Annotated in this window: 13 protein-coding genes and 1 pseudogene; 5 read left to right on the top strand and 9 right to left on the bottom strand. The window is 34.6% G+C overall.

Translation table 11 applies throughout. The annotated features are described in order from the left end of the window. Positions 1–215 precede the first annotated feature (215 nt). Positions 216–875, top strand: coding sequence for a ribonuclease HII (locus tag P5P90_RS12875; RefSeq protein ID WP_278035052.1), 660 nt, complete (start codon positions 216–218; stop codon positions 873–875). A 135-nt stretch (positions 876–1,010) separates the two neighbouring features. On the opposite strand, the gene lipB is transcribed toward P5P90_RS12875, so the two are convergent. From lipB to P5P90_RS12860, 3 genes are all read right to left on the bottom strand, one after another. After that, positions 1,011–1,715, bottom strand: coding sequence for a lipoyl(octanoyl) transferase LipB (gene lipB, locus P5P90_RS12870; RefSeq protein ID WP_278035051.1), 705 nt, complete (start codon positions 1,713–1,715; stop codon positions 1,011–1,013). Between the two features lie 137 nt (positions 1,716–1,852). Next, positions 1,853–2,608: a hypothetical protein gene (locus tag P5P90_RS12865; RefSeq protein ID WP_278035050.1), complete on the bottom strand. Its 756-nt coding sequence runs from the start codon at positions 2,606–2,608 to the stop codon at positions 1,853–1,855. A 29-nt stretch (positions 2,609–2,637) separates the two neighbouring features. Further along, entirely contained in the window at positions 2,638–3,159 is a 522-nt protein-coding gene (locus P5P90_RS12860) for a hypothetical protein (protein WP_278035049.1), read from the bottom strand. Between the two features lie 307 nt (positions 3,160–3,466). On the opposite strand from P5P90_RS12860, the gene lysS reads away from it, so the two are divergent. Further along, positions 3,467–5,167, top strand: a complete 1,701-nt coding sequence (gene lysS, locus P5P90_RS12855) for a lysine--tRNA ligase (protein WP_278035048.1) — start codon at positions 3,467–3,469, stop codon at positions 5,165–5,167. Between the two features lie 103 nt (positions 5,168–5,270). Here the strand turns inward: lysS and P5P90_RS12850 are convergent, their stop codons facing one another. Next, entirely contained in the window at positions 5,271–6,296 is a 1,026-nt protein-coding gene (locus P5P90_RS12850; protein ID WP_278035047.1) for a 2-hydroxyacid dehydrogenase, read from the bottom strand. A gap of 237 nt (positions 6,297–6,533) precedes the next feature. On the opposite strand from P5P90_RS12850, the gene P5P90_RS12845 reads away from it, so the two are divergent. The 3 genes from P5P90_RS12845 (at position 6,534) to P5P90_RS12835 (ending at position 9,561) form a co-directional block, all read left to right on the top strand. Further along, complete coding sequence (locus tag P5P90_RS12845; protein ID WP_278035046.1) at positions 6,534–7,013, top strand: hypothetical protein; 480 nt, start codon at positions 6,534–6,536, stop codon at positions 7,011–7,013. A 696-nt stretch (positions 7,014–7,709) separates the two neighbouring features. After that, positions 7,710–8,987 (top strand): TonB-dependent receptor, encoded by a 1,278-nt coding sequence (locus P5P90_RS12840; RefSeq protein WP_278035045.1) that lies wholly within the window; start codon positions 7,710–7,712, stop codon positions 8,985–8,987. 76 nt (positions 8,988–9,063) lie between these two features. Beyond that, on the top strand, positions 9,064–9,561 hold the full coding sequence (locus P5P90_RS12835; RefSeq protein WP_278035044.1) for a hypothetical protein: 498 nt from the start codon (positions 9,064–9,066) through the stop codon (positions 9,559–9,561). A 75-nt stretch (positions 9,562–9,636) separates the two neighbouring features. On the opposite strand, the gene P5P90_RS12830 is transcribed toward P5P90_RS12835, so the two are convergent. From P5P90_RS12830 to P5P90_RS12810, 5 genes and pseudogenes are all read right to left on the bottom strand, one after another. Further along, positions 9,637–9,891 carry a DUF6755 family protein gene (locus P5P90_RS12830; protein ID WP_278035043.1) on the bottom strand — a complete coding sequence of 85 codons (255 nt, stop codon included), beginning with the start codon at positions 9,889–9,891 and terminating at the stop codon, positions 9,637–9,639. A 19-nt stretch (positions 9,892–9,910) separates the two neighbouring features. Further along, positions 9,911–10,432, bottom strand: a complete 522-nt coding sequence (locus P5P90_RS12825) for a Rieske (2Fe-2S) protein (RefSeq protein WP_278035042.1) — start codon at positions 10,430–10,432, stop codon at positions 9,911–9,913. Positions 10,433–10,518: 86 nt separating this feature from the next. Continuing rightward, complete coding sequence (locus P5P90_RS12820) at positions 10,519–11,088, bottom strand: 4Fe-4S dicluster domain-containing protein (RefSeq protein WP_140485015.1); 570 nt, start codon at positions 11,086–11,088, stop codon at positions 10,519–10,521. A gap of 21 nt (positions 11,089–11,109) precedes the next feature. Further along, a pseudogene (locus P5P90_RS12815) lies at positions 11,110–13,325 on the bottom strand (molybdopterin oxidoreductase family protein). A 79-nt stretch (positions 13,326–13,404) separates the two neighbouring features. Then, the gene (locus P5P90_RS12810) at positions 13,405–14,403 is read right to left on the bottom strand and encodes an MFS transporter (RefSeq protein WP_340696406.1); all 999 of its coding nucleotides are present in this window, start codon (positions 14,401–14,403) and stop codon (positions 13,405–13,407) included. Positions 14,404–14,553 lie beyond the last annotated feature (150 nt).

The following is a 14,553-nucleotide window of genomic DNA, read 5'->3' as shown; positions in this document are numbered from 1 at the left end:
TATTGGCACAATTAAAAAGTATAGTAAAAAGAGAATTCTCATTCGGGATAGCTATATAATTTGGGTTTATTTCAAAACTAATATTTGAGACAAAGGTAAAGGATAAAACCGTATAAAAAAACAACTTAATTAGGACTAAATGATAAGTAAACGTTAGAATACAGCTCTATTATCTTAAAAATTTTATAATCTTTGCCGTTCAAACACCAATAGATATGCTTGCCTCTAACTATTCTACATTTATTCTTGAAGCAGGAACCGATGAAGCCGGTCGTGGTTGCTTGGCTGGTCCTGTAACCGCTGCGGCGATAATTCTTCCATCAGACTTCCATAATTCAACATTAAATGACAGTAAACAATTATCTGAAAAAGTTAGAGAAAAATTACGTCCCATAATAGAAGAACAAGCCGTGAGTTTTGCTGTTACTCATCTATTTCCAAATGAAATTGATGAAATCAACATCCTAAATGCTTCAATGAAAGGCATGCAAGAATCGGTTTTACAATTAAATCCAACTCCCGAATTTATTATTGTGGATGGTAACCGCTCTTTGAATGCCAAATTAGGATTAAAAAACGCTTATGGAAAACAATTTTCTCCTGATGAAATTCAACTTTTAAAGTCAATTCCAAATCAAAGTATTGTAAAAGGGGATTCTAAATATTTGAGCATTGCTGCCGCTTCTGTTTTGGCCAAAACCTATCGAGATGAATATATGGACAAAATTCACGAAGAATTCCCAATGTACAACTGGAAAAAAAATAAAGGCTACCCAACAACCGAACATCGGGAAGCCATCAAAAAATATGGGGTAACTAAGTACCACCGCATGAGTTTTAGATTATTGCCGGAACAACTAACCTTAGATTTGTGATTGTTGATTAACGATTTTTGATTGCAGATTTACTACTGCTTACTAAAATTTTACCGCAAAGTTCAGAAGGTTTTCGCAAAGAAATTAAGAAAAATCAGTGATAATCTGTTGCATCCGTGACATCCGTGTACCAAATTAAACAGTTACAAATTCCGCTTCAAACAATTGAATAAAATGCTTCAAGATTTTAGCTTTCACTTCTTCTTCATCTACTTTTTCAACACCTAATTCCACATTCAAAGTAGTAACCGCTTTTCCGCGAATACCACAAGGAATGATATTATCAAAATAACCCAAATCGGCATTGACATTTAGAGCAAATCCGTGCATGGTCACCCAACGCGAAGCACGAACCCCCATAGCACATATTTTACGAGCAAATGGCGTTCCTACCCCAAGCCAAACTCCAGTTTCCCCTTCACTTCTGCTGCAATCCAAACCATATTCCTGTAAAGTCAAGATAATGGTTTCTTCCAGCAAACGTAAATATTTATGAATATCAGTAAAGAAATTTTCTAAGTCTAAAATAGGATAACCTACTATTTGCCCCGGTCCGTGATAGGTAATATCACCACCTCGATTAATTTTATAAAAAGTAGCACCTTTGGCTTCTAATTGCTTTTCTGACAACAATAAATTTTCAAAATCACCGCTTTTTCCAAGCGTATATACATGAGGATGTTCCACAAAAAGAAAATAATTAGGCGTAGGCGTATTGGATTCTTCTCTTCGGTTTTGAATTTTAAGATCTACAATTCCTTTGAATAATTCCTCTTGAAATTCCCAAGTCGATTTATAATCTCTTTTTCCTAAGTCCTGAAGTTGGATTTTTTTGTTCATCGTATTACTTTGAGGCGCAAAAATACGATTAATTATTTTGATTTGCCACGAAGTCACAAAGACACAAAAAAAGATACTTCACCACAAATTACACAAATTTACACAAATGAATCTGTGACAATTTGTGAAATTGGTGTTTATTCAAAAACCACATCTAGGTTCAACTTTTCTGGATTTTCAGTATATTCCGTAAAAGGATATTCTACCGTAATTGTTTTGCGATCAGCACTGAATAGCGCATCCGGATTAGAAACTGATTTTACAGCTTTTGGGAAATGGTATTTCAAAGTATATTTGGAAGAAGCAAAAATCATCTTAGCCATTCCGGTTGAATCAGAGGCGAATGTATTTAAAGCGTTTTTATCAACAATTGCTTTTCGGCTAAAGTTTTTTCCATTATAACTAAAACTCAATTTAGAATTATCCATTCCAAGTCCGCTTAACATAGCAGTGCTTTTATCTGATTTTCCTTTTAAATCCTTCAGCGCCGACATACTTTCCATCAAACCACCCAAATCATTTACTTTTTTAAAAGGCGTATTCATTGAGAATAATAATTGTTGAGCTTCCGGATTCATTTTGATTTTCATCACAAAGTTTTCCAATTTCTTTAAAGCTTCTTGTTGTTCCGGAGCTAACTTAGCAATACTATCTTTCTTCGCTGCAAATATTTCTTTGAACGAAAAAGTAGAATCGATTGCCTTAGCGTTATTTTTCATTCCTAATTCATTTCCTAATTTATCTCCTGCCATTGCCAGCAAACCCGCCCCATCCATTTCTAAGGAATAATTCCCAGAACCATCAGGATGAACATCGATATTTTCCGTGAAGTTGCAGCTTGTAAGTGTTACTATTAAATATGAAACACACAGTATTTTGTATAATCTAATCATTTTTTTTTCAATTTATATTTATTTACAATCTAAAATGACATCACAAATCCATAATTCATTTGCCTATCATAATCAACTTTTAAACTAAAATTTATCTTATCATTTTGTTTTTCATTAAAAGTATTGACAAACTCATAATAATCTTTATTTTTAGGACTAATTATATATCCGATAATTGCTCCAGCAAGAGCAACCCCAAGACCTTTAAATAGATTTGTCTTATTATAAGTTTCTCCCTCTTCAGTAGTCATTACCTCATTTATCATAATTCCTGCCCCGGTTCCAAATCCTCCGTAAGTAAAAATTTTTGATGTTATTTTTTTATTCGAAATTTTTTTAATCTGTTCTTTCAAATCACCTTTTAATTCATCAGACATTTCCGTTTCTTCTACAAATTGTTTTAACCCACGAGGATTCGCATCATAATATTTATCATGATATTTCAATCTTTCGGGTTCGCTTTTACCTCCTCCAAAATAAAAATAATGAAACTGTGAAAAAGTATAATTTGAAAAAAGCAGTACCAACAATACAATCATTTTCTTTAGCATACGAAATTTATTGAATGTGACTTTTAATTTGAATTCAACTCTATTAAAGCAAATTTAAAACTTTTTCTTACTTAACAAATATCTTTATTTATAACCCACCTTGATTAAAAAAAACAAAATCTTTGTCGAATAGCCCCGATAGTAGTGGAAATCCTACTGTGCCAGTGTTTGGCGCAATAGATTGCAACGAATAGCGGGACAAAACGTCCTTAAAATTCGGGGAATTTCTGCTCCTAAAAATTCTGAAATCTGCTTTCTGTAATCTGTATTCTTTTGTTATCTTTGCGGTCTTAAAAATCAGACTATAATGGCATTATCAGAACAAGAAATCATCCGAAGAGAAAAACTGCAATCTTTACGCAACTTAGGAATTAACCCTTATCCTGCGAATCTTTTTCCTGTAAATCATACTTCAAAGCAAATTAAGGACAATTTTGAAGAAGGAAAACGTGTGATTGTTGCTGGTCGTTTGATGAGTGTGAGAGATCAAGGAAAGGCTTGTTTTGCTGAATTACAAGATAGCGAAGGACGTATTCAATTGTACGTGAACCGCGATGTTTTGTGCCCTGAAGAAGATAAAACCTTATACAACCAAGTTTTCAAAAAATTGACTGACTTAGGTGACTTTATTGGTATTGAAGGCGAATTATTTACGACACAAGTAGGTGCAAAATGTATTCGTGTAGAGGGCTTTACGTTTTTAAGTAAAACATTGCGTCCGTTACCATTACCAAAAGTAGATGAAGAAGGTAATGTTTATGATGCCTTTACTGATGCTGAATTGCGTTACCGTATGCGATATGTGGATTTAACGGTTAACCCAACGGTAAAAGAAACGTTTATCAAAAGAACAAAATTGTTCAGTGCGATGCGTGAATACTTTAACAATGCTGGCTATCTAGAGGTTGACACCCCAGTACTCCAATCGATTCCTGGTGGTGCTTCTGCAAGACCATTTATTACGCATCACAATTCGCTTGACATTCCGCTTTATATGCGTATTGCAAACGAATTATATTTAAAACGATTAATTGTTGGTGGATTTGAAGGTGTTTATGAATTTTCAAGAAACTTCCGTAACGAAGGAATGGACAGAACCCATAATCCTGAATTTACCGCAATGGAAATATATGTAGCCTACAAAGACTACAACTGGATGATGGATTTTGCTGAAGGTTTGTTAGAGCACTGTGCCATTGCAGTAAATGGCACAAGCGAAGTGACTTTTGGTGAGCATAAAATAAGTTTCAAAGCGCCATTTGCCCGTGTAACGATGACTGACTCAATTAAACATTTTACTGGTTTTGACATTTCTGGAAAAACAGAACAAGAATTGTTTGAAGCAGCCAAAGGAATGGGAATCGAGGTTGATGAAACAATGGGTAAAGGAAAATTAATCGATGAAATTTTTGGAGCAAAATGCGAAGGAAATTACATCCAACCAACATTCATTACTGATTATCCAAAAGAAATGTCGCCACTTTGTAAAGAGCACCGCGATAATCCTGAATTGACGGAGCGTTTTGAATTAATGGTTTGTGGTAAAGAAATTGCCAATGCTTATTCGGAATTGAATGACCCAATTGACCAAAGAGAGCGTTTTGAAGAACAAATGCGTTTATCAGAAAAAGGGGATGACGAAGCAAACGGAATTATCGATGAAGATTTCTTAAGAGCACTAGAATACGGTATGCCTCCAACTTCTGGAATGGGAATTGGAATGGATCGTTTAATTATGTATTTAACAAATAATGCTTCTATCCAAGAAGTATTGTTGTTCCCTCAAATGCGTCCTGAGAAAAAAATCACAGTTGAATTGACCGATGAAGAAAAATTCATTTTAGATGTATTAAAAGGAAATGAAAATAAAATGGATTTAACGCAACTTAAAATTGCTGCTAATTTAAGCGGTAAAAAATGGGATGCTGCCATGAAAGGTTTAGCAAAACATGGTTTGACTAAAGTAGCTGTTGACGGAGAAAGTAAAGTGGTGGAATTTGTAGGATAATTTATTAAAATTCCAATTGAAAAAATCCAAATTCCAAATTGGATAACATAATATTTAAACCCGACAGATTTCAATAAGCTGTCGGGTTTATTTTTTTAAATACTTACACCAACAAAGCCGCCTTATTATCAATTTCCTTTTTAGCTAATAAAGACTCAATATTACTCAAAGTAGTAATCGCTATTTGGGACAAGGCTTCATTCGTAAAAAACGCCTGATGTGCCGTAACCAACACATTTGGAAAACTCATTAAACGCTGTATTTGATCATCTTCAATAATATCTTCAGAGTGATCTTTGAAAAACAACTTATCTTCTTGTTCGTAAACATCAATTCCTAAATAACCTACTTTTCCTCTTTTCAAGGCGTGAATCACATCCAACGTTTGAATTAAAGCACCTCGACTTGTATTTATCAGCATGACATTATCTTGCATTAACGAAAGTGATTTTTCATTGATGATGTATTTCGTGGTATCATTCAAAGGACAATGCAGCGATATAATATTCGATTCTTTAAAAATAGTTTCTAAAGAAACATAATTTACACCTAAATCGACCAACTCTTCGTTGGGAACCAAATCAAAAGCCAATACTTTACAACCAAAACCTTTTACAATTTTAGCAAAAGCTTTTCCGATATTTCCTGTTCCTATAATTCCAACTGTTTTACCATGCAAATCAAACCCTAACAATCCGTTTAGGGAAAAATTTTGTTCACGCACCCGATTGTACGCTTTATGTGTTTTTCGGTTTAAAGTGAGAATCATCGCCATAGCATGTTCAGCAACTGCTTCTGGTGAATAAGCAGGAACTCGACACACTTTTAAATTGTATTTTTTAGCCGCTTCCAAATCGACATTATTAAAACCGGCACATCGCAAAGCGATAACTTTTACCTTTTTTTCAACCAATTGCTCAATAACCGATTGATTTACGATATCATTTACAAAAACACAAACCACATCGGTAGTTGCTATTAATTTAACCGTCTGTTCATTTAATTGACTTTCAAAAAAATCCAATTCATATCCAAAATCCGAATTGTATTTTTCAAAAAATGTTTTATCGTAAGCCTGAGTGGAGAAAAAAGCAACTTTAGGAATCTGTGTTAATTCATCTTGTTTCATACTAATTCTTTTTAGTTTGTAAGGCAATTTAGGGAATATTCAAAAAAGAAACCTGACAAATGTCTTATTCTCTTAAAAAATTACTTCATGTATGCGCTAATTTTTAAGAAAACCTACTTAACACAATTGTTTATTTAATTAAACCAAATACAAAAAAAAGAGTCTGTTATAATAAATAGATTACATTTACACTTTTAAACCAACAAAACAAACAAAGCAACCCAAGAAACTAATAGAATGGCAAAAAAAATAATGTTTATCCTAATTCTTTTTTTAGGAATAAGTACAAAAAACACGGCACAAGTACCTACCGACACTATTCAAAAAACAAAAACTACTCCACCAGAGATTGAAAAAGTTTACCTCCATACTGACAATAATTATTACACGGTTGGAGAATCATTATGGTACAAAGCCTATTCAGTCTATGCTTACACCAATCAACTTTTTGATCATAGCAAAATACTCTATGTAGAACTGATTTCGCCAGAATCTAAAATAATCAGTCGTAATATAACCAACCTTGAAGGCGGTCTTGGTCATGGGGATTTTGTATTGGCGGATTCTCTTGGTGTAAAACCAGGGACCTACCAGTTAAGAGCTTACACTAACTGGATGCGGAATTATGGAGATGATTTTGTTTTCAAAAAAGAAATCCAAATTATTACTCCTAACAAAGAGAATGCAATCCTATCTAAAGAAAACAATAACACATAAAAAGTCTCTAAGAGCAAAAAAGACAATTCAAAAGTTGAAAACACAGCAGTAGTACTAGTCGATTTTTTCCCCGAAGGCGGCTCTCTTGTAGAAGATGTAATTAGTAATGTAGCCTTCAAAGCAACGGATTCCTACGGAAATCCAATTGAAATAAAAGGGACTATTTTTGATACTAATGATAAACCAATCACTTTATTCAAAAGTATTCATGACGGCATGGGAAAATTTATATTACAACCCAAAAAAAACCAAAAGTATTATGCCAAAGTGACCACTCCTAACAATGAAGAAATTAAAATAAACTTACCCGAAGTTCAAAAAACAGGCTACACATAAACTGTTAATAAAGTTGATGAAAAAAAAATAGTCTCTATTAAAACCAATGCAGCTACTCTTAATCAAAACCCGGATGCTGATTTAACACTTATTTGCACCACAAGAGGTATTACTTATTTTGAAGGAACTCAACCCTTAAAAGACACTAAACTTTCGTTTATATTACCCGAGGAAAATTTTCCGGAAGGTATTGCACAAATCACACTTTATGATAAACTCTCCCGACCACAAAGCGAACGATTAGTTTACATTGAAAAAAACAATGATATTACAGTTTCCTTATCAACTGATAAAAAACAATATCTTCCAAAAGAAAAAGTAAACCTCAACCTTTCGGCAAAAGACAAACAAGGAAATCCTTTGATAGCTAACTTTTCAATAGCTGCAACGGACACTAATGGTATAAACGAAAATTTTGACAGCACATTGAATGTTTGTTCTTATTTCCTCATGGATTCGGATATTAAAGGAAAAGTACACAATCCAAATTATTATTTCAACAATTCAAATCCTGCAAGACTAAATCATTTAGATTTACTTTTATTAACCCAAGGATGGCGAGATTTTGTTTGGAAAAAATTCCCAAACCTCAACGTAAATAAAAACTTTAAAGTAGAAAAAGGAATTTCTATTACTGGAAAAGTGGAGAATTTATTTGGCACTACTGCCAAAGAAAATAATCAAGTTCAAATGATACTTTTAAATAACAAAGCTACCGCAATGCTAAATGGCACTACTGATGTGAATGGAAAATTTGAATTTAATAATATTGTTTTCAAAGGCACCGCTACCATGCTACTCAATACAAAAAATCAAAAAGGAAAAAACAGTGGCGAATTTGTATTGGACTCCATTTACAATCCGCCCATGGCTGTCGATTTTAAAGCTTTTAAACCTCTGAATGAAGAAGAAAGCCAAATATCTCAGCTTAAAACCAACCTTCGTAATAAAAACATTCTATTTAATATTCCTGAAGAAAATCAATTGAAAGATGTAATTATTACTGCAAAAAAGAAAAAAGATGACACCACTGAAAGTCGCTACGGTTTTGCCGATTTCACTTATATTCCTGAAGAAAAAGGCCCTCGATCTTCTAATATTTTTATACTGCTGCAAATTGCCATTCCTAATCTAACAGCTACTGCTAATTCAGTTCGTTTTAACCGTTATAATGGCCCACCAATTATTTTAGTTGATGGAATAGAAACGGATATGAATCTTTTGTCTTCTATTTCTACCGATGATATTGCTAAAATTGAAGCTATAAAAGGCCCTGGAGCTGCTGTTTATGGTTCACAAGGTGCCAATGGAGCCTTAATTATCTATACCAAACTTGGAAAAGGAAGCACTACAAGTAAAAAAGTTTTTCACTCTATAGCCATGCCTATCGATGGATATCAAAATACCCAATTTTTCTACTCTCCAGATTACAGTCAACCAAAGCCATTAGAAAATAATAAAGCTGATATTCGAAACACCTTATATTGGAATCCTTACGTTAAGCCTGATGAAAAAGGAAACGCTACAATTTCGTATTATAACAATGAAGTTGACACAACTGTAAATATCGATTTAGAAAGAATAACCAATAATGGCATCCCTATAGTAATTAAAAGCAGTTATCAAATTAAAAAATAAAATCACAATTTCTTCTTAACAATTAAACTTTAAACAGCATCAGCAGTCTTATTTCAAAAATACAAACCTATTGACTATGAAAAATTTAATCACTGCAGCATTGATCGTTATGGTAAGCGTATCTTCTTATGCACAAGAAGAACAACAAAGACCAGCGAGACACGATGGTAATCCGATGGAAAAATTCACGCCGGAACAGCGTAATCAACTAATGTTGAAAAAAATGACATTAGATCTTGATTTGAATGATTCCCAACAAAAAGAAATGGGAAAAATTATTGCAGAACAAAGTGCAAAAAGAGAGGCTCATTTGAAGGACAGAAAAGCTAAGACCGGAAAACCAACTTCGGACGAAATTTTCCAAATGAAAAGCAAAATGCTCGATGAACAAATTGCTATGAATGCAAAAATGAAAAAAGTCCTTTTGCCAGATCAATTCAAAAAATGGGGAGAAATGAAAAAACACCACCGTGAAGATTTCAGAAAAAAACACCGCCCTGAAATGAGACAACACGACCGTTATACCATGAAAAAAGGAATGAAGCATAAAGATAGTACTACGATAAAAAAGTAACTGTGTTCAAAATACAAAAAAGGGATTAACTTTTATAATTGAGTTAATCCCTTTTTTGTTGATATATGATTCTGTTTATTTTTTAGCATGACCGTTATTTCCTGTTGGCAAATAATACAACCAGCTAAAACCTATCAAAAACAAAATTAAAGAGGCCACAAATGCAGGAATAAGAATCTCTTTATTGTTATCCAAAGCATTATTCAATGAAGCATACAACAACCAAATTTGGATACTCACATTCAGTATTAATATAAAAATTAACGACGAAAGAATGGCGTTTAATTTATTAGGATTGGATTGATTCTGACTTCTTCTAAAATTACTCATAGCGATTTATTTTAATAATTTATCCTTGTTTTGCTTGCTGCATTGCTGTTGCTGCTTTAACATATATATCATTTCCTTTGAAAAATACATCTAAACTTGGCAAAGCTCTAGGCGGAGGCCCTGCAATAACATCACCTGTATTAGCATCAAACGACCCCTCGTGACATGGACAATGAATAATTCCGGTTCCTGGCTTGTAAAAAACAGAACAAGAAAGGTGGGTACATTTCTGTTCGTATGCTTTAAACTCGCCAGTTTCCAGATGAATCAATATATAAGGAATTGTGCTTCCATCGATTACAAAAGCACGTGTTCCTCCTAGCGGAACTTCCTCTTTTTTGCATACAAAATGTTCTCCTTCTACTTCTTCTTTTGGATACATATAAGCTTTAGCGGCAACTAATCCACTACCTACCATCAATCCCCCGGATACTAAAGTTAGGAACTTAGCAAAGTCACGACGACTTACATTAGTAGCTTGTTGTTTTTCAATTGGAAAATCCTTTTTCCAATTTTTATTTAAATTATCTTCTTTTGACATTTTTTTATGTTCTAAAAAGTTTATGTTTCCAATTTCAAGTTTTAGCTTTCAAGTTGAGATATTTCTAACTTCCCACTTCTAACTTCTTAATATATTATCAGTTCTGTACTTCCTTTAGGCATCATGATATTAACCTTAGTATTCACCACTTCTTTTCCAAATATGAAACTATTTACCGGAGTACTATTCGGACGCATTTCCTGGATTTCATCTTTAGTACCATAGAACAAAGCCCCACTTGGACAAACTGTAGCACACATTGGTTTTTTGCCCACACTGGTTCGATCGTAACACATGGTACATTTCATCATCAAATCGTAATTTTCTTCTTTCTTTGGCACACCAAAAGGACAAGCCATCACACAGTTAGAGCATCCAATACATCTTTCGGTATTAGCAGTGTGAACAATTCCGAATTCGTCTTTTGAAATTGCATCGGCCGGACACACATTAGCACATACCGGATCGTCACAATGCATACACACCTGAACTGTAGTTTGCACGGTCGAAGCTCTGTCTACGTAATTAACATGTATCATCGAATCCTGACCGTTAGTCTCGCATTCGGCACAAGCCATTTCACAAGCTTTACAGCCAATGCAACGTTGCATATCTACAAAAAACTCTTCATTTTTATTGAAACTGGTATAGTTCATTTTATATCATTTTTTTATAGATTAAATACTAGCGTAAGCCTTTGATTCTTTTGAAGGCGGAGCTATTTCCTTAAGCGGTTCCAAATGACAGGCACAAACTTTAAATTCAGGTATTTTAGAAATTGGATCTAATGTTCCCGGCGTCAATTGGTTCGCTGATTTTTTCCGGACCAGTGGTACGGAATAAAAACAGTATCTTCCCGAATGGTTTCTACAATATTAGCCGGAAAAATTCCTTCTCCTCTTCGGGTAGAAACCTTAATTAATTCTCTTTGCTTGATTCCGTATTGTTGTGCCAATTTAGGATGAATTTCCAATAAAGGCTCCGGAAACTGATCTACTAATTTTCCAATTCTACGGGTTTGCGTTCCACTTAAATATTGTGATACCACGCGGCCGGTAGTTAAAATCACCGGATAATCTACGCAGGTTACTTCACCAGGAAGTTTATAAGGTGCCGGATTAAAATGGGCTTTCCCATCAGGAGTTTTAAACTTTCTGTCTTCCCACAAACGCGGAGTTCCGGGATGGTCTTCTGTTGGACACGGCCAAAAAACACCCATATTGTCTTCTACTTTTTTATAGGTAATCCCATAATAATCGGCTGTTCCACCTTTAGAAGCAACCCTTAATTCATTAAAAATGGCTTCACTGTTTTCATAAGTAAATTTATCCTTCACTCCTAAACGTTTAGCTATTTCTAAGATAATAGAAGTATCTGTTCTGGCATCTCCCGGAGGAGTAACCGCCTGACGAATTCTAATGACTCTACCTTCGGCAGAAGTAGTGGTACCTTCTTCTTCTTCCTGTAAAGAACCTGCTAAAACAATATCGGCATGGCGGGCTGTTTCGTTTAAGAAAAAGTCAATACAAACATAAAACTCTAACTTTTCCAGTGCTTCTCTAACATAATTACTGTTTGGTAAAGAAACCAAAGGATTGAAACAAATAGACAACAGTCCTTTGATTTCTCCCCTGTGAATGGCTTCGATAATTTCATAAGCTGACAGACCTTTACCCGGTAAATCTTTCTCATCGATTCCCCAAACATCTGAAATATACTTACGGTGTTCCGGATTTTCTATATCCCTGTTTCCAGGCAATTGGTCACATTTGTGACCGTGTTCTCTACCTCCTTGTCCATTTCCTTGTCCAGTAATAGTTGCATAGCCACAATAAGGTTTACCAATTCTTCCCGTTGCCAAGACTAAATTGATACATCCCAAAACATTATCTATACCTTTAGAATGGTGCTCGATTCCGCGGGCATGAAGCAGGAAACTGGTATTGGCTTTTCCCCATAACTCAGCTGCCTGTTGTATTTTTTCTTTCTTAATTCCGGTAATTTCTTCAGCCCATTCCAGCGTATTGTCTTTTACAGCATCTAAAGTTTCCTGAAATCCTGAAGTATGATTATCAATAAAATCATGGTCTAACATATCATGATCGGCCAAATATTTCAACATCGCACCATACAAAGCCGAATCGGTTCCCGGACGCACATCTAAGTGAAGATCAGCTGTTCTGGCCAGCGGAATCATCCTTGGATCGATTACGATTAATTTTGCACCTCTGTCTCTGGCTTTCCAAATCCAATGCGTCAGCGTTGGAAATGTTTCGCTAATATTGGCTCCGGCTACAATAATCACCTCAGCATATTCTAAATCCGAATAGTTGTTAGAACCTCTGTCTAAACCAAATGCTTTTTTATTTCCGGCTCCGGCACTTACCATGCACAAACGCCCGTTATAATCCAGGTTTTTGGTTTTTAAAGCGACTCTGGCAAATTTCCCAACTAAATAACTTTTCTCATTGGTCAATGAAACTCCCGAAAGCATCGAAAAAGCATCATTCCCATAAGTTTCCTGAATACGTTTTATTTCAGAAACCGTTTTTTCCATAGCCACATCCCAGGAAGTAGGTACAAATCCTTGTCCTTCTACCCTTTTCAACGGACCTAAAAGTCGGTCCGGGTGATTGTTTTGCAAATAACGTTGTACTCCTTTTGGACATAATCTTCCTTCGTTGAAAGGGAATTCCATCCAGGGTTCAAACCCTACCACTTTATTTTCTTTTACAGATAATTGAATTCCACATTGCATTCCGCAAAAACAACAATGCGTTTTTACCAACTCATCCGGTTCATCTCTTCCTTCATAACCTTCTTTTGGGCTATAATTAAGATGTGGTCCAAATTGTGCAACAATATTTTCTTCTGAAACAGGTAATTTTGCCATGTTTATATGCTTTTATCTTTTTTTTAAATCTATCCAAATAATTGACCACCTTCTTGCCTGGCCTTCAAATGAGCTTGTGCTAATCTGGATCTTTTTCCTCCGGACTCAAATCCAAATGGGATGTTCCATCTTCCTTTGAAAAATCGAATCCTAGTTGTTCCGTTACTGTTTTCAAATCCTGGATATGCAATTTAGTTGCAAATTCCTCTCCCGTATGCGGACAAACCGCCATTCCCATTTTCATTCCCTGCTTCTTGTAAATATGTGCTCCAATTTGAGCAGGACGCTGAATGATGTGAAAAAACTTCCCGAATGGAATCCAAATCAAGAACATAATTACCGTAACGGCATGCAAAACGGCTAAGAAATCAAAGGCAAAACCTTTCATAAATTGGTACGAATAAGTCAATCCTAATCCTGTGGCAGAAATTGCAATTAATAAAATCAATGGTAATAAATCGCCTTCAAAAGTCTGAGTTGCAATCAATCCCGGATTAGTTAATCGTCTTCTTAAATAATACAATGAACCAAAAATCACTAAATAAGAAGACCAGTTCAACGCATGAAATGTCAGGAATGCCATGATAGAATCCAATTCAAAATCCATTACCTTGAAACCAAAGAAATGTGCTTCGTAAACCGAAATAGAATTAGGAGCCATCGCAAAGTGGATCCAACCAAAAGTTAATGGTATTGTTATTAAAAATGCCGAAGTACAGCCCAAAGCAATCATAAAATGTGCTACCCAACGGTATTTTCCTCTGGGATAGATGAATTTTTGAAATGCTATATTCTCTACTGTTTCTTTAGTTGCAAACCAAAAATGTGAAAATACTTTTCCGGTCACCAAATACGTAATTCCTCTCTTGAAATAAATCCACGTAGGTGGTCTTTGCAACCACACCGTATAACGATAAACAATCCCAAAGAAAGCGAATACAGTCCCAAACAAGTAGGTAATTAAAGCTGCATCAAAATTTTGCAATTCTCTTGAACCATAAAACACTAACACAATCATAAATACTGAAAGTAGTGTGGCAATGAGCAATGCTTTTACATTATATGTTCTGTTTTTCATTTTAATTTTAGTATTACACGCTTACAATTACAAATCTATTTTTATCCAAAAATCCAAAGGTTTTTCTTCGGGAGTAAAATTAAACAAAAGAAAAACTAAGTGAAACTACTTAAGTATTTTTCTAAAGTACAAAAACACTTAAATATGTTA

The sequence above is a fragment of the Flavobacterium nitratireducens genome (assembly GCF_029625335.1).
GTDB classification, from domain to species: domain Bacteria; phylum Bacteroidota; class Bacteroidia; order Flavobacteriales; family Flavobacteriaceae; genus Flavobacterium; species Flavobacterium nitratireducens.
Note: the sequence above shows the minus strand (reverse complement) of the source record. Positions and strands in the feature narration are given on the sequence as shown.